The following is a 15,758-nucleotide window of genomic DNA, read 5'->3' on the forward strand; positions in this document are numbered from 1 at the left end:
GATGCCGACTACCCGTCTGTGAAGCCCATCTGGGCTGACGATCCCCGGCTCGGCTGGCGCTGAAGGTCGACTGGATCGTCGGCGTCACCCCCCAGGGCGACACCGTCCGTTACCTCGCCGTCGCGCTGTCCAGGCGGCTGGGCCGTCTGCTCGCGTCGGCCGACCTCGGATTAGCTGAGCCTGAGGAGGATGACAGCATCGGGCTGGCCCTCGGGGCCGACCCGATCGACGCCCTGCTGCCGATGTGGAGGTTCGAGTTGGACCGGCGACGTTTCCTCACATCCTCCGCGTACTCGGTGGCCGCCGCTGCCCTGCCTCTGACCTACGTGGAAGAGATCGCTGACCGCACAGCTGCGGCCCGGTCCGGCCACGTCGTCGGCATGGCCGAGGTCGCCGCCGTGCGCGACATGGTGCGCGTCTTCTCCGAGATGGACGAACGCCACGGCGGTCAACACGGCCGCAGCGCGCTCGTGCAGTACCTTCGCGACGACTTTGCCCCTCTGTGCCGGGGGCGCTTCCGCACCGGGGAAATCCGCCAGCACATGCTCTCCGCCGCCTCCCGCGGCGTGCACCTACTGGGCTGGAAGTCCTACGACGCAGGCCAGCAGGGGCTCGCGCAGCGCTACTACCTTCAGTCCTACGCACTCGCCGTCGAATCCGACGTCACCGGGCACGACGGGTTCGTGATGCGCACGATGGCCATGCAAGGGCTCAAGCTGCACCGCCCCGAACACTGCCTCGGCCTGGCACAGACAGGACTGAACCGCGCCAAGGGCAAAGTCGACGCCCAGACTGAATCTCTCTTCCGCGTCGTTCACGCCCACACCCTGGCCAAGTCCGGACAGCGCACGGCCGCCCTCGCCGAAGCCGAGCGGGCGAGCACCCTGCTGACCGGCGGCCCCGGCGACGAAGTGCCGTTCTGGGCCCTGGCCTGGGGACCTCCGGCCGCATCGGTGTACTCGCGCAACGCCAAGGTCTACGAGACGCTCGGTGACCACCGGACCGCCGCCGAGCAATACAGCCGCGCCGCCGGGGCCCGCCCGGCCGGTACCTACGCGCGGATCGTCGCCCTGGACCTGGTCGCCGGCGCCGAAATGCAGCTCAAGCGCGGCCGGATCGAGCAAGCGTGCGCCACCTGGAACCGGGCCCTGGACCACATGGACGGCGTACGGTCCGTCCGCACGCGTAAGGCCGTTACCCGAATGCGCGGCGACCTCGCACGCTTCCGCGCCCGCGGCGTACGCTGCGCGGCCGAACTAGACGAACGCGCCATCGACTTCCTCGCCAGCGCCTGACCGATGCAACCCCAGGCGGGGGCGGTTTGGCCCGTGCGAAGGACCGAACGACTACCTGCTCCAGAGCCTGACAGGTGCCAGCACCCATCCGCTGCGTGACCCTCACGCCACTTCGTGCGGGTCGCCGATCGCCGAGCGCACATGCTCAGCATCACGCGTCCCACCGCCTCCTCCTCGTCCTAATCCACGTCGATGTGGTCCCAGCCCTCGGCGCGGTCCGGCAGCACTCGCCCGCCGCGGCCCCCTGCCTGCCCGGCTCCGTGGTCTCCCGCGCGTCTCGCGCCGGCCCCGGGGCCGGGAGGGAAGGGCGGGGCCGGTTGCCGGGCAAGCGTGTCTGCGCCGCCAGCAGCGCCCGCGCGAGCAGCTTCGCCCGGCCGGCGAACACCGGACCGAGGACGGCCAGGACGAGGACGTATCCGGCGATGAACGGGGAGAGCCGGCCGTCGAGCCCCGCGCCGGCGGCCATCGCCGCGAGGATCAGCGCGAACTCGCCGCGCGCGAGGAGGGCGGTTGCGATGTCTGCGGCCGTCCGGGGCCCGTAGCGGTAGAGCCGGGCGACCAGCAGCCCCGCCGTCACGTTCATCAGCACCGTCAGCCCGACGGCGGCGGCGACCGGTCCGGCCACAGAGACGACGTCCCCGGGGTCGATGGCCAGCCCGAACGCGAAGAAGAAGATCGCCGCGAAGGCGTCGCGCAGCGGGTGCACCAGCTCGCGAATCCGCGGCCCGGAGGAGGTACCGGCGAGGATCAGGCCGACCATGAAGGCGCCGATGGCATCGGCGACCCCGAGCACCTCGGAGACACCGGCGATCAGCACCGCGGCGCCGAGGAAGCTGATGACCAGCAGCTCGTTGTCGCGCACCGCGATCAGCCGACCGATCAGCCGGGTGCCGAACCGGGCTGCCGCGGCCAGCACCAGCAGGAATCCGAACGCCTTCGACACCTCCAGCACCGTCTCCCCGAGGCCCTGGGCACCGCTGATGACCGGCTGGAGAGCGGCCAGATACAGCGCGAGGAAGATGTCCTCCACGACGATCACGCCCAGGATCAGCCGGGTGTCCGGGCGCCCGAGCCGGCCCAGATCAATGAGGATCTTGGTGACGATCGCGGACGAGGAGATACCCAGCACTCCGGCGAGGACCAGGGCCTCCCGCGTCCCCCAGCCCAGAGCCAGTCCGAAGCCCAGGCCCGTCCCGACGTTCAGCAGCAGATAGATGCCGCCCGCGCCCAGCAGACGCCGGCCGCCGCTGCGGAGGTCGTCGAGGTGGAACTCCAGCCCCAGGTAGAAGAGCAGCAGGACCAGGCCGAGCGCGGAGAGCATCTCGAAGTCGTGCGCGTCCTCGACCAGGACGAGCCCCGGAGTATGGGGCCCGAGCAGAATGCCCCCGAGCATGAACAGCGGGATGGTCGGCAGGCCGATCCGGCTGCCGAGGCGGGCGAGCACGGCGGCGGCAAGGAAGGCACCGCCCATGGCGAGCAGCGTGTCAGCATGTCCCACGGGTCACCACCTTCCGTGGCACGGGTCGGGCCGACGTGCGGCTGACGAGTCGGATACGTCCTCCCTGGGTCAAGGCACCGGCACCGGCCGGAGCACGTCATCGCGCCGGCGGATCATCCGCTCCGCCGTCCCGGCCGGTGGGCGGGCATGAACAGGTGCGCCGCCACCCCTGCCGTGGCCAGTCCGGCAGCCAGCAGCAGGGCCTGGGGCAGCAGCAGCCCGGTGACCACCAGGGCGACAGCGACCGCGACGGCCGACAGCGCCAAGGCCGTCAGCCGCCGCCTCTGCTCCCACGCCGGGCGCGGACGTCCTGGAAGAGCACCGGAGCGTCCTTCGGCCCGCCCGCGGACCCGGCGCGGATCGATCCGCGCCATCGTCCGGTCCTCGCGATCGGCCGGCCGTTCCTCGCGACCGCTCAGCGGCCGGACATCGACGGGTGCCATCGCTCCTCCCGAGGTCGGGGCCAGCGGGGTGCCACCACCGTCACACGCCGTGTGCGCCCGCCACCATCGGTGCCAGCACCCATCTTCCCCAGGTCCGGCCCCCATGGCCGCGCCCCGCATGGGGGCCGCTACCGATGGACGACAGCCCCGCCGCCCACCAGGCTGGAACCCGACGGCCCAGGCACGCCCGCCGGCAGCCGGGGACGCACAACCATGGACCTGCGAGCAGCAATGGGACGGAAGGAGCACCGGTGCCTTTGTTCTGGCGGATCTTCCTGCTCAACGCCGTCGTGCTGACCCTCGCGGCGGTCCTGCTGCTGCTCGGGCCGGTCACCGTCTCCACACCCGTCCTGCTCACCGAGGCCGCCATCCTCACCGCGGGTCTGGCCGCCATGCTCGTCGCCAACGGGGTGCTGCTCCGCATCACCCTCGCCCCGCTCCAGCGCCTCACCCGCGCCATGACCACCACCGACCTGCTGCGCCCCGGCAACCGCGCGGTGGCCGTCGGCCGCGGAGAGATCGCCGAGCTGATCACCACGTTCAACACCATGCTCGACCGGCTGGAGGCCGAACGCACCGCAAGTGCCGCCGCGGCCCTCTCGGCCCAGGAGGCCGAGCGCCACCGCATCGCGCAGGAGCTCCACGACGAGATCGGCCAGACCCTCACGGCGGCCCTCCTCGAACTCAAACGCGTCAGCGGCCACGCACCCCCCGCCGTACGGGAGGAACTGCGCCAGATCCAGGAGACCACCCGCACCAGCCTCGACGAGATCCGCCGGATCGCCCGCCGGCTGCGCCCCGGTGTCCTGGAGGAACTCGGCCTGGCCAAAGCCCTGAAGGCCCTGGCGAGCGAATTCACCAGCCCCCTTGCGGCGGTGCGAGCCCGGATCGACGCCGATCTGCCCGTCCTGAGCCACGACGCCGAACTCGTCGTCTACCGCGTGGCCCAGGAGAGTCTGACGAACGCCGCCCGGCACTCCGGAGCCCGCCGCGTCGACCTCACACTCGGACACACCCCCGCAGGCGTCGAGCTCCGGGTGCGAGACGACGGCCGCGGCCTTGAGGGCGCGGTCGAGGGAACCGGCATCCAGGGCATGCGTGAACGCGCCCTCCTCGTCGGCGCCCGCCTCTCCCTCGGCCCCGGCCCCGCCGGTGGCACCGAGATGTGTCTGACCGTCCCCGTCCCCGCCTCACACCGGAGCGACTGACCATGCGCGAGGCGCCCGCCACCCGCATCCTGCTCGCCGACGACCACGCCCTGGTCCGTCGCGGAGTCCGCCTCATCCTTGACAGCGAACCCGACCTGACCGTCGTCGCCGAGGCCGGTGACGGGGCCGAAGCCCTGGAAGCGGCCCGCACCCACCGCCCCGACCTGGCCATCCTCGACATCGCGATGCCGCGCCTGACGGGCCTGCAGGCCGCACGCGAGCTCTCCCGCACCCAGCCCGGCGTCCGCATCCTCATCCTGACCATGTACGACAACGAGCAGTACTTCTTCGAGGCCCTGGCCGTCGGGGCCTCCGGCTACGTCCTGAAGTCCGTCGCCGACCGCGACCTCGTCGAGGCATGCCGCGCCACCATGCGCGGCGAACCGTTCCTCTACCCGGGCGCCGTCAACGCCCTCATCCGCAACTACCTGGAGAGCGCCCGGGACGGCGCAGCCCTGCCCGCCAAGGCCATCACCGCCCGGGAGGAGGAGATCCTCAAGCTCGTCGCCGAGGGCCACACCTCCCAGCAGATCGCCGACATGCTCGTCATCAGCGTGAAGACCGTCGAACGGCACCGGGCCAACCTGCTGGAGAAACTCGGGCTGAAGGACCGACTGGAACTCGCCCGGTACGCGATCCGCGTCGGACTGGTCGAACCCTGACCGGCGGCCGGTCAGCGGCGCTTTGGGGCCGGCTATCCAGACGGGGGCGACGCCCAGTGACTTGCGGCGTTCGATCACCTCCGCACATGTCGTCCTCGGTCACCCCGAGGGCACGCTTGAGGCTCTTCAGCCCGTCCTCGCCCTGCTGCCCGAGCAGCCTGGCCCCCGTCGCGTCGAGACTGCGGGAGTTCGCCGGCGACCTCGCCCGGTCCCCGCCTCGGCCCCGTGGAGGTCGATCTCACGGCCTTCCGCCACGGTAGCGCGCGGGAGGATGAGGGAGGTGGACAGCGGACGCGGCTTCCTGAAGCAGCGCTCACAGGCGTCGGGCCAGCCACTCCTGGAGTTCGCGATGGCGGAACTGGTAGGCGATGCCGGAGGTTCGCAGCATGCCTGCGTCGCGGGCCCAGGAGAGGAAGGCGCCGAGGCGCCAGGGCAGGTGGCTTCTGGTGCAGAGGAGAAGGGCCAGGTAGCGGCGGGCGGCGGGCGTGCGGACGATGATGATCATGCAGGCCACGGCGAGTGCGGGGTTCTCGACGAAGCTGAATCTCAGCTCGTGGCCCGCGATCCCCATGTGCTGCCAATCGGGCGGTGGGAGGAGCGGGAGGGTCATCAGGGGAAGGGCGAGGGCAAGGCCGTAGGAAATCGCGGAAGTGAGACCGGCCGTGACCTCGTCGCGGAGGGGATTGCGCGGATCGGCGGCATCGACGGCCACGTCGTCCGGCTGTTTGGCGCTGAGGCCGGCTGCGATCCCGAGCAGCAGCCCGAACTCGCAGGTGAGCGCCAGAGCAGTGAGTGGGGAGATCACAAAGGTGAAGAGGAAGAGATGGTCGGGCCAGAAGACTAGGAAGGCAAGGAGAGCGGCCGCGACTCCTGTGGTCATTCCGACCCTCCACCGGTGGCGGCTCATGCGCCTCCTGGCCGCGGTACCTTTCCGGGGCAATCCCGTGAGCCGGGGCGTCGGTGTGTGACGTCGCGTGGCGCGAAGCAACACGGCGAGCACGGCCACGCCGAAGGCGATGAGTCCGAGTGGCATGAATCTCTTGTCGAGTTGCGCGTACTCCCATACTCCAAGGAATCCGAAAAAAACGGTCGGGAGCAGGACGAACAGTGCCAGAGTTCGCTCCACGATCCGCACCCGCCTGCGCCCGCCCACTGGCCACAGCCGATGCAGCACGAGATCCGTCCCCGGACCGGAAGGCCCGGCGGCCAGATGCCGCGCCAGCACCCCCAGCCACCGTGCCGTCTCCTCGGCCGTGTACTGCTCCGGCCGCGTCGGATGCATACGCGCCGCGGCCGGGAGGTACCGCTCCAGCAGATATGCGTCCACTTCGCCCGGCGCTGAATGGGCGAGCAGGTCGGCGGGGTCACCCGAATCGGCGAAGACGACGGCAGTCAGCGTCAGCCGCCATGGTGTCGACAGTGCGCGGGCCAGCATGCTGTTTTCGCAGGTGCGCAGGGTGTCCAGGATTGTCTGCCAACGTTCAGGGCGCCCGCGCCGGCGGGATTCGAGAAATGTGATGGCCTGTGCCGGCGTCACCGGTTCGAGGTCGATGCGGGCGGTGTCGAGGGCGTCGTAACCGGCGTCGGTGAGCGTGTCGTAGAGGGCGGAGCGGCAGGTGAGGACGAAGGGAGCACCCTCGGTGCCGTCCTGGTAGGCGTCCAGAGCGCGCAGGGCGGCCCGTGACCGGGAGGCGCCCAGGGGCGTTTGGGTACTGTCCATTTCGTCAAGGCCGTCCAGAACCGGCACGATCCGGTGGTCGGCGACGAGTTCGCGGGCGATGCGTGGATCGCGGTCGTAGTCCTGGACGAGCCGCTCGGCCAGCCAGTGGGTGAACGGCTGGGTGGTGTCCCAGCCCGCCAGGGAAAGCCGTACAGGGACGGGATCGTCGGGCTCCCGGCCGTTCAGCAGAGCGAGGAGCAGTTTCACCGCCAGGACCGTCTTGCCCGAGCCGGGCTCCCCGGTGATCACGAGGCGACGGGGGCGGGTAGCGCTGAAGTCGTCCGCCACCTGACTCAGACGCCCAGCGGGGGTGTCCGGCGGTGTGGCGGTGCGCGAGCCGGCCGCCCGGAAGGCGAACCCGATGTCGATGGGCATGCGGTCCTGGCCGAGCAGCCGCTGCCACTGCCCGCTCTCGGCGTTCTTCACATGGAGGGCGAGGCGGTCGGTGGCGACGGTCAGATCCACTTCGGCACGGCGGCGCAGCGCAATCAGGCCGGGCACCGCACCCAGCACTGCGACCAGCAGCCCGACCACGGTGGCCTGGTCCTGGGGCGCCAGTCCGCCGCGGGCCAGGGCACGCGCCACCCACACGGCACACAAAACCAGCGCGAGACCGGTGGCCATCATCGCCGCCCGCCAGACGAGCCGGTGCCGACGGCTGCCGGCCTCGCCCGCTTCCACAACCTGTAAGGATCTGCGCAAACTCACTCCTTCTCCGCCCCGTCACCTCGCCAACGATGCTCTCAGGGGCGAAGCATGGAGGGATGCCTTCTCCTGAAGGACGAACTGGTCGCGCTACAAAGAGTGTTGCGCCCACAACCAGGACACTGCGAGGTCTGCGCACAGCCGTGCCCAACGGCCGGCAACCCGAAGCCGAGAACTTCGCCGCTTCGTCGAACCGGGCCTCGCGTCACGTTCCACCCCACTCATGGCGCCGTCTTGTCCTCGGGGACCGTACCGGGATCGGCAGGGCCTGGGCGGAGCCGGCTCCGAGCCGCAGACCTGGATGGTTTGTGGCGGCGAGGGTCGGGCGGCTACGTGGCGGCCGGCTTGGCCCGCCCGGCTTCGACATTGGCCCGGCAGGTCTTGCACAGCGGATTCTCTGGGGCTGATCGTGTGGCGTGAAGTGAGGTGCGACTTCTTCGTGCAGCTCGGTGCCGGTAGGCGTGACCGTAGCGGGTGCTACAGGTGTGGTGCCATCCCCAGATCGAACGAATCACCATGTTCGGCTGCTCCGGGCTGCCGCTGAGAGCCGTGTCCATGTAGCCCAAGAGCTGCCCCAGGACCGGCGTGAGTTCCAACGCACCGTCCCGCCCTGTGCTTGCCCGTCCCGGCCCCGCGGCCGGGACGGGCTATGGCGACGGGGCGTCGCTCAGGCGGGGAGGGTGGGGTAGTCGGTGTAGCCGCGGTGGTCGCCGCCGTAGAAGGTGGCCGGGTCCGGGGTGTTGAACGGGCCGCCGGAGGCGAGGCGTCGGGGCAGGTCGGGGTTGGCGAGGAACAGGGCGCCGTAAGCGAGCATGTCTGCGCTGCCGTCTTCGATCAGCCTCAGTGCGTCGGGTCCGGTGGGGTCGGGGTGGGTGAAGGGGTTGAGGATGAATGTGCCGGGCCATGCCTTGCGCAGGTGTGCGGTCAGGTCGCGGTCCGGGCCCTCCATCAGGTGCAGGTAGGCCAGGTCCAGGCCGGCGAGCTGCTCAAGCAGCGCCCCGTAGACCTCGCCCAGGTTGTCCTCGCACATGTCGTTGAACGGGTTTCCGGGCGAGATCCGCAGGCCCACGCGCTCGCTGCCGATGGCCTCGGTCACGGCCGTGACGACCTCGACGGCGAAGCGCATCCGGCCCTCGGTGTCGCCGCCCCAGGCGTCGGTGCGCCGGTTGGAGTTGGGGGCGAGGAACTGGTGGATCAGGTAGCCGTTGGCGCCGTGGAGCTCGACGCCGTCGAACCCGGCCTCGATCGCGTTGCGGGCCGAGTCGGCGAAATCGGCGATCGTCTGCCGGATCTCCGCCTCGCTCAGCTCCTTCGGCGCCGCGAGGTCCTTGCGCCCCTCGTGGGTGTAGATCTGCCCGTTGGCGGCCACCGCCGACGGACCCACCGGCTCCAGGCCGCCGGGCAGCAGGTTCGGGTGGCTGATCCGGCCGGCGTGCATCAGCTGGGCGAAGATCACGCCGCCCTCGCGGTGCACGGCGTCGGTCACCGTGCACCACGCCTGGACCTGGCCGGGGGTGTGCAGGCCGGGGGTGTCGGGGTAGCCCTGGCCGACCGGCGAGGGCTGGATGCTCTCGCTGACCATCAGCCCGGCACTGGCGCGCTGCGTGTAGTACGTCACCATCAGCTCGGTCGGCTCGGCGCCCGGCCCGTAGGCGCGGCTGCGGGCCATCGGGGCCATCACGACACGGTTCGCCAGGTGCTTGCCGCCCAGGGCGATCGGATCGAAAGCAGTGGTCATGGGTGGTGTCTCTTCCTCGGGGTGGTGACGCTCCGCCGCACACGTGGAGCGCGCTGTCTGCCGCAGTGCGCGGTGGGCGGGGGGCTGTCGCGGATGTGGGTGCTGGACGCTGCGCCGCGGATATCGCCGATGCGGGCTGGTCGTTGCGACGGCAACCGGCGCCGGGAGCGGTGGTGGTCGCCGTCCGCGGGGCCGTGCGCCGTGGCCGGTCCCGCGAGTGTGTTGTTCAGGCGGCGTTGTGCTGGTCGACGAAGTCGGTGATGAGCTTCTGCCACTCCTCGGGCCGTTCGACCATGGGCAGGTGGCCGGTGGGGATCTCCACGAGCTGGGCGCCGGGGATGTTGTCGGCGAGCTGGCGGTGCAGGCGGGTGGAGGTGAACCAGTCCTGGGTGGTGGATATGACCAGGGTGGGCGCCTTGATGTGCGGCAGGTCGTCGCGGACGTCGAGGCGGCCGCCGAGTTCGGCGTGCTCGGGGGTTCCGTCGGCGATGTTGGTGGCGGAGAATCCGACGACCTGCTGGAGCTGCTCGTCCGGCATGGCCTCCAGCGCATCGGCGCCCATGGCCATCATGACCATGAACTGGGACAGCAGTTCCTGGTCGGTCTCGGCGAGCTTGCGCCAGATCGGGGCGGCGAGCGCGAGCCGGTTGTCGCGGTGGGGGAAGGTCGCGGTCAGCACGAGGGCGGTGACGCGCTCGGGGTGACGGGCGGCCGCGCGGATGGCGACCGGGCCGCCGAGGGAGAAGCCGTGCAGGGCGAAGGTGTCCAGGCCCTCGGTTACGGCGGCGGCGACGAGTTGGTCGGCCAGGTCGTCCAGCGACAGCGGCGCGGTGGCACGGGGGGTGGCGCCGCTGCCGGGGTAGTCGATGCCGACGACCTTGTGCCCGGCAGCCAGGGCTTCCAGGACCGGGCCGTAGGTGTTGTCGATGCTGCTGCCGGCGCCGTGGGCCAGAGCGAGGCCGGGGCCGGAGCCCAGGACGGTGCGGGCGAACGTGGCTTCGGGCAGGGGGTGTGCGGGCATGGGGAGTTCCCTTTCTTGCGGGGGGGGGATCAGGTGGTGCGGTTCCGGGCCCAGGAGCGGAGGTGCTCCAGGGCGGGCAGCAGGGTCCGGCCGTTGGCGGGGAGCGTGTAGGTGGCGGGCCCGGGCGGGAGCCGGTCGTGGGTGACGAGCCCGGCCTCGATGAGTTCGCGCAGCCGGTCGGCGAGCATCTTGGTGCTGATCGAGCCGATGGCGGTGTGCAGTTCGCTGTAGCGGGCGGGGCGGGTGGCCAGGGTGTGGAGGATGATGCCGTTCCACTTCTGGCCGAGGATCTCGAACGCGGCGGCGAGATCCGCATCGACCGTCAGCGACGCGTGGACGGGGCGGGCTGCCATCGGTGTGCGGTCCGTCAGGGCAGGAGAACGATCTTGCCCTTGTTGCGCCGGGCTTCGATGTCGGCGTGGGCGGCGGCGGCCTGGTCGAGCGGGTAAGCACGCCAGACGGGCACGGTGAGCTTGCCGGTGGCGGCCAGTTGCACCAGCTCCGGCAGGGAGTGGGCGTCCTCGGCGCTGCCGGCGCTGAAAACGACGCCGTGCTGCGCGGCGGTCATGTCGGCGATGGTGATCACGCGCGCGCTGTCACCGGTCAGGGCGACGGACTCGGCGAGCACGCCCGCCCCGGAGGCGTCGAGGACAACGTCGACTCCCTGCGGAGCCGCGGTCTTCACGCGCTCCGCCCAGCCGTCTCCGTAGCGGACCGCCGTGGCTCCCAGTGCGGTGACGCGCTCGATATCGTGCTCGCCGGCCGTCCCGATGACGGTGACGCCACGCGCCGCCGCCAGCTGCACCGCGACGGTGCCCACGCTGCCGCCGGCGCCGTGGACCAGCAGCGTCTGCCCCGCCCGCACGTCCAGCTGCCCCAGGACACGGAACGCGGTCTGGCCGACCGTGACCAGGGAGGCGGCGACCTCCCAGGACAGATCCGCGGGCTTGGCCACCGGCCGGTCGAGCAGGGCGTACTCGCCGTAGCTGCCGCCTGCCGTGGCACCGAGGGCCTCGTCCCCCACAGCCGCGTCGGCCCCTTCGCCGACGGCGTCGACGGCGCCGGCCGCGTCCAGCCCGGGGATCACCGGGAAACGGACCGGGAACGCGCCGGCCATCTGGCCCGACCGGATCTTGAGGTCGAGCGGGTTCACGGAGGCGGTCCGCACCCGGACGCGGACCTGGCCCGGACCCGGCTCAGGCATCTCGACCTCGGCACGGGTGAGCACGTCCGGGTCGCCGTAGCGGGAGAAGGTGATCGCGGTGGACATCGAGAACTCCAGGGAAGAGAGGCGCGGCACACGACGAATCACTCAGTTCGTGTGATTGCCCTTCCGGTGTATCACACAGATCGTGTGAAACGCGAAGTCGAAGGGAGGGCGGTTGCGTACGTCACACGATATGTATGATTTCTCGGTAGGGTGGGCTCCATGCCGTCCAAGCCGCCCGTCCACCGCCGCCCGCCGGACCCGAGCAATCCCCGCGTCCAGCGCACCCGCGCCCGCATCCTGGCCGTCGCCCGCGAGCTGCTGCCCGAGGTCGGGCTGACCGGCTTGACCACCGCGTTCCTGGCCGACCGGGCCGGCGTCACGCGCCAGACCCTCTACCGGCACTGGCCCAGCCGCGCGGCCCTGCTCTCCGACCTCACCCTGCAGGGCCCGGACGTCGGCTACCCCGAACCCGGCACGGACGTTCGCGCCGTCGCCACTGCCTGGCTGGTCAGCCTCCGCGCCGGCATCGCCGTCCCCGCCACCCGCACCGCCGCATTGGCCATCGCCGCCGAAGCCGACCACGACCCGGACAGCGCCCAGGGCATGGCACGAATCGTGGACGACCGCCGCGCGGCGCTGAACAAGCTCCTGGAGCCGTCCGGCCTGCAGATCACCTCGGAGCAGTACACCCTGCTCTACGGCCCCCTCCTCGCCCGCCTCTTCTTCGACCGGGCCGAAGCCACCGACGCATTCATCGACACCCTCGTCACTCAGTGGCTCACCACCGTCGACCACACACCTGAGCGGTCTTGAGGAACGGCGCGGCAGCGAAGGAAGCGCCAGCCTGGCGGGCGGCCTCCCGCTCGCGTTGCTCGGCCTCGGCGACATGGCGGTGCACACGCTCCAGCTCCAGCTGGAGGTAGGTCGCGATCACCCTCAGCCGAGGCAGGTCGGCAGGAAGGGGAGGCTCGGGCCCGCACCCCGACTGAGCTCCAGGTGACCTGCCCGGCGAGGTTCACTCGTGCGTGCGCTGCGCCGCAATTCGAACATGTGATGCAATCCGTGGGTGATGTCCACCTACGACTTCCCCCAGGACCTGCGGGACGCACAGCTGGAGCTGCACCAGGTCCGGTCGGCTCTGTCCGACCTCTACAAGCAGCTGCCGTGGTCGGTGGAGCCGCTGCCCGGCTGGAGTCACGCCAAGGAGAACGGGCGTTCCTTCGAAAGCAGCCGGCCCGACTCACCCGGCTGGAGCGAGGAGGAAAAGCAGCAGGTGGACGCGCTGCGGGCGCGGCAGATGGAGCTGGTCACCACCGTGTTCTTCCACCCGTTCTGGGCGACGTGCGACGACCCCGTCACCGCCCGCTCCGCGCTCAAGCACGCCCACGAGCAAACGCCGGACGAAGCCCCGGCCTGACGATGGACACGGACGACTCGGCCGGCACCGCGGGCCAAGCGGGCCCGAAGGCGGAGGTATGCCTGCCGGACGGGCAACGCCTACGGGCCGCCGTCGTCCGGCGGCGCCGGGACCGGGCGGGCGTGTGGTGGTACGACTTGCAGCTCCAGATACCTGACCGGGCCGAAGACCGCCGCCACGCACCCGCCCTGATCGCTCGCACCATCAGCTTCAGCGCCCCGCACCCCGTCGTCCGCCCGATCCCCGGCGAGGACTACACCAGCCTTGATCCGCCACCGCCCCATGAGCGCCGCCGGTGGCGCCTGGATGCTGCGCCTACGGACGGCTGGGTCGAGTTCTACGTCAACCGTCCCGACTGCGCGCAGGCGGAGGGCACCGATCGTCTCCTGACCGACCAGGAGGCCCTGGGCATGCTTGCCGACCCGGACACGACGCTCCCGTGCCCGGTGTGCCGCCCGGACCGGGTCCTTACCGTCGCCGGCTGATCCGGCTGGAGCTTCACGGGGTGCCGGGCGCCGCCGCGAGGACACTGGCCCCGCGCCCGGCCTCTGGGGGCACCTCGGGCCCAGGCGCCTGCGCCCGCCTCCGACATGGCCACGACTCGGGTTCCGCTCCTGGATCACGGTGCGCGGACAGTCGGCGGGGGTGGCGTCTCGCCGGGCGCTCGCCCGCCGCAAGCGGGTCTCGTCGGCCATCGAGTGGCCATCGAGCGGTAGTCGGCATCGGGCAGCCCTGTCTGAGACGGGCCTGATCGTGGCGGATTAGGTCCACCGGTGCAGTCGCTTATAGACGGCGCCGAAGTACGGCACGCCGGCCTCCCGGAGTTCGCGCTTCTCACCCCGTGTCCGGTCGGACACGGCAAAGGTGAGTTCCACCCTCAGGCTGTTTTCGCTTCGCTCGCTGAGAGCGCGGTATAGCTGGGCAACCGCGGGCGTGGGCGTCCAGATCCCGATCTTCCTCACCAGGCTGTCGCTGCACGACGTATCTTTCTCCGTGTAGCTCGAGAGGCCCGTTGCGCTGTCCAGGCCGGCAACAAGGGGAACGCTCACCTCGCGAAGCCTGTTCGTGCCGATCAGCAGTTGCCGTAGTCGCAAGCCGTCGCAGACAACAGCTGCGCTGTGGAGCAAACGCCCGGCATCCAACTCGCGCCCATGCCCGATGAGCATGCGGTAGAAGGCACCGAAGACAGCCGGAGGCGTCTCCGTAGCGATATTGCGGAGGGCTAGGTCAGCTTCGAGGGCCTGGTCTCTATCGCGTAGTTCGGCAAGCTTCTCGACGGCGCTCTCGAACGTCATGCCTCCGCCGTCGAGCCATGGAACAATCCCGTCCTCATCCTGATCGAGCAGGGGGCCCTCGCCGTCTTCCCAGCGCTGCAGCTCACCCGCTGTTGCCTGGGCCATTTCCTGCGCGTGCCGTACGTCATCTTGCTGGAGCTGCAACAGCGAACCAGTTTGGGCGACCAGGTCTTCCAGTTCGGCAACTCGGCGCAGCGCGTGGTCGCGCTGCGCCTCTAGTTGCCGCACCTGCTCTCCGTGGTCTGCTGCGCTGGCCTGCCGCAGTCGCTCAATCTCCTGCTCGGCGCAGTGCCGGCGGTCACGTTCTTCCTGCAACTCGCCTTGCAGAGCAGCCAGGGAGCGGGCGGTATCAGCTTGCTGCTCATGCATCTTCTCCTGCAGTTCCGCTACCTCGTATGCGCGGGCGGATAGGGGCCCTTTCGATCGGGCAGCTGCGTACAACAGGGCGCGCCCCTCTCGCACCGCATCCTCGGCGCAGAACACCACGTCCCGGCCAGCCAGCAGCTGGTGGAAACGGGTGAGGAGCTGAGGTTCCGGCAAGCTCTGACCGGACAAGTAGCGCGAGAGCCGGGTGGGGTCGACGCAGAGCGCGGCGGCCAGGTCGGCGGAGGTCATGCCAACTCTCTCGCGCAAGTTCCGGAGGTGCTCGGCGAAGGCCCTTTCCTCCGTCCCGAGTCCGTCGCTGAGTGGTGCCAGGGCTCGCCCCCGTGGCATGGCCTGCGCAGGCAACTGGTCTGTCACTTGCCCCTCCCGCTTGTGCTTCCGCAAGATGCCCTCAATCTCGCAAGGTGGCCTTGCTCTCTACCGCAACAGACTTGCGGCGCCGTTGGGTTGACCTTAATCGGGCCGCCCCGATGGAGGAGACCGCCACGTGTCCGGGGTGCCACCGGGCACCAGCGACGGACTTGCACGGCTAACTGCCGGCCGATCCATCATCAGCAACATCTCGTGTCCCTGCACACTCAAAGATAGGAATAGTCATGTCCGCAACGTCTTCAAACGGTGTCGCACCCCAGCCGCAGGACACCGTGCCAGCTCGTACCTTCTGGTCGATGGTGATCCTCAACCTGGTGCTGCTGGGCCTGCTCGGCGTGGGCATCCTCGTCTACGTGACGTGGCGCCACCCGTCCCTGGGGACCCCGTTCCAGGTCGCCTGCGGGGCCCTGGCGATCCTCGTGCCGACCGTCGTGGCGCTGGCTCGTCGGTAGCGACGGCTGTGGTTCCGTCAACCGATCCGGCGGGACGCGCCACGACGGTTCACGCTGTAGGACTCGATGGTGACGCGGCTGCGCCTCGCCCCTGGGTTCCTGGATCGAGGCGCAGCGCAGCTCAGCGGGGTATCACATGCGGCTCTGGAACAAGACGGAGGCCAGGCCACAAGGCCGCTGCCCACGGCGCACAGAACCCCCTGGAGAGATTCTTGCCCGTCGGGCGTTCCTGCTGCAGGGGGCGGCGAAAGGACTTGAGCACACGGCTCAGGCACTGCTGGTTCCGGTCTCAGCGCTGGCGCCAGAGCTCCCGGCGCTGCTGGCAACGGTCCCGAACC

15 protein-coding genes are annotated in these 15,758 nt (G+C 70.5%); 7 read left to right on the forward strand and 8 right to left on the reverse strand.

The window, feature by feature from the left end:
- Window positions 1-257: 257 nt before the first annotated feature.
- Entirely contained in the window at window positions 258-1,295 is a 1,038-nt protein-coding gene (locus tag ACGFN2_RS27350; protein WP_393364989.1) for a hypothetical protein, read from the forward strand.
- Window positions 1,296-1,446: 151 nt separating this feature from the next.
- On the opposite strand, the gene ACGFN2_RS27355 is transcribed toward ACGFN2_RS27350, so the two are convergent.
- Both ACGFN2_RS27355 and ACGFN2_RS27360 read right to left on the reverse strand, forming a co-directional pair.
- On the reverse strand, window positions 1,447-2,793 hold the full coding sequence (locus ACGFN2_RS27355) for a cation:proton antiporter (RefSeq protein WP_393364992.1): 1,347 nt from the start codon (window positions 2,791-2,793) through the stop codon (window positions 1,447-1,449).
- Window positions 2,794-2,906: 113 nt separating this feature from the next.
- Entirely contained in the window at window positions 2,907-3,236 is a 330-nt protein-coding gene (locus tag ACGFN2_RS27360) for a hypothetical protein (RefSeq protein WP_393364995.1), read from the reverse strand.
- A gap of 251 nt (window positions 3,237-3,487) precedes the next feature.
- Here ACGFN2_RS27360 and ACGFN2_RS27365 point away from each other — a divergent pair, with 251 nt between their 5' ends.
- Together ACGFN2_RS27365 and ACGFN2_RS27370 are read left to right on the forward strand one after the other, a co-directional pair.
- The gene (locus ACGFN2_RS27365; RefSeq protein ID WP_393364998.1) at window positions 3,488-4,444 is read left to right on the forward strand and encodes a histidine kinase; all 957 of its coding nucleotides are present in this window, start codon (window positions 3,488-3,490) and stop codon (window positions 4,442-4,444) included.
- Between the two features lie 2 nt (window positions 4,445-4,446).
- Entirely contained in the window at window positions 4,447-5,106 is a 660-nt protein-coding gene (locus ACGFN2_RS27370) for a response regulator (protein WP_393365000.1), read from the forward strand.
- A 313-nt stretch (window positions 5,107-5,419) separates the two neighbouring features.
- Here ACGFN2_RS27370 and ACGFN2_RS27375 read toward each other — a convergent pair whose 3' ends face one another.
- The 5 genes from ACGFN2_RS27375 to ACGFN2_RS27395 form a co-directional block, all read right to left on the reverse strand.
- Entirely contained in the window at window positions 5,420-7,528 is a 2,109-nt protein-coding gene (locus ACGFN2_RS27375; RefSeq protein WP_393365003.1) for an NACHT domain-containing protein, read from the reverse strand.
- A gap of 670 nt (window positions 7,529-8,198) precedes the next feature.
- Window positions 8,199-9,269, reverse strand: a complete 1,071-nt coding sequence (locus ACGFN2_RS27380; protein WP_393365006.1) for an alkene reductase — start codon at window positions 9,267-9,269, stop codon at window positions 8,199-8,201.
- A gap of 226 nt (window positions 9,270-9,495) precedes the next feature.
- A complete protein-coding gene (locus ACGFN2_RS27385; RefSeq protein WP_393365009.1) occupies window positions 9,496-10,290 on the reverse strand; it encodes an alpha/beta fold hydrolase in 795 nt (264 codons plus the stop codon).
- 29 nt (window positions 10,291-10,319) lie between these two features.
- Window positions 10,320-10,643 (reverse strand): winged helix-turn-helix transcriptional regulator, encoded by a 324-nt coding sequence (locus ACGFN2_RS27390; protein ID WP_393365012.1) that lies wholly within the window; start codon window positions 10,641-10,643, stop codon window positions 10,320-10,322.
- A 14-nt stretch (window positions 10,644-10,657) separates the two neighbouring features.
- A complete protein-coding gene (locus tag ACGFN2_RS27395; RefSeq protein WP_393365015.1) occupies window positions 10,658-11,560 on the reverse strand; it encodes an NADP-dependent oxidoreductase in 903 nt (300 codons plus the stop codon).
- A 159-nt stretch (window positions 11,561-11,719) separates the two neighbouring features.
- On the opposite strand from ACGFN2_RS27395, the gene ACGFN2_RS27400 reads away from it, so the two are divergent.
- The 3 genes from ACGFN2_RS27400 to ACGFN2_RS27410 all read left to right on the forward strand — a co-directional run bounded on the left by ACGFN2_RS27400 (window position 11,720) and on the right by ACGFN2_RS27410 (window position 13,402).
- A complete protein-coding gene (locus tag ACGFN2_RS27400; protein ID WP_393365018.1) occupies window positions 11,720-12,313 on the forward strand; it encodes a TetR/AcrR family transcriptional regulator in 594 nt (197 codons plus the stop codon).
- A gap of 256 nt (window positions 12,314-12,569) precedes the next feature.
- On the forward strand, window positions 12,570-12,917 hold the full coding sequence (locus ACGFN2_RS27405) for a hypothetical protein (protein ID WP_393365095.1): 348 nt from the start codon (window positions 12,570-12,572) through the stop codon (window positions 12,915-12,917).
- 2 nt (window positions 12,918-12,919) lie between these two features.
- On the forward strand, window positions 12,920-13,402 hold the full coding sequence (locus ACGFN2_RS27410) for a DUF6233 domain-containing protein (protein ID WP_393365021.1): 483 nt from the start codon (window positions 12,920-12,922) through the stop codon (window positions 13,400-13,402).
- A 276-nt stretch (window positions 13,403-13,678) separates the two neighbouring features.
- On the opposite strand, the gene ACGFN2_RS27415 is transcribed toward ACGFN2_RS27410, so the two are convergent.
- Entirely contained in the window at window positions 13,679-14,926 is a 1,248-nt protein-coding gene (locus tag ACGFN2_RS27415; RefSeq protein ID WP_393365097.1) for a helix-turn-helix domain-containing protein, read from the reverse strand.
- 338 nt (window positions 14,927-15,264) lie between these two features.
- On the opposite strand from ACGFN2_RS27415, the gene ACGFN2_RS27420 reads away from it, so the two are divergent.
- A complete protein-coding gene (locus tag ACGFN2_RS27420) occupies window positions 15,265-15,420 on the forward strand; it encodes a hypothetical protein (protein WP_393365024.1) in 156 nt (51 codons plus the stop codon).
- The last annotated feature ends 338 nt before the right edge of the window (window positions 15,421-15,758 follow it).

It is taken from the genome of Streptomyces sp. NPDC048612, assembly GCF_043199295.1.
Lineage (GTDB): Bacteria > Actinomycetota > Actinomycetes > Streptomycetales > Streptomycetaceae > Streptomyces.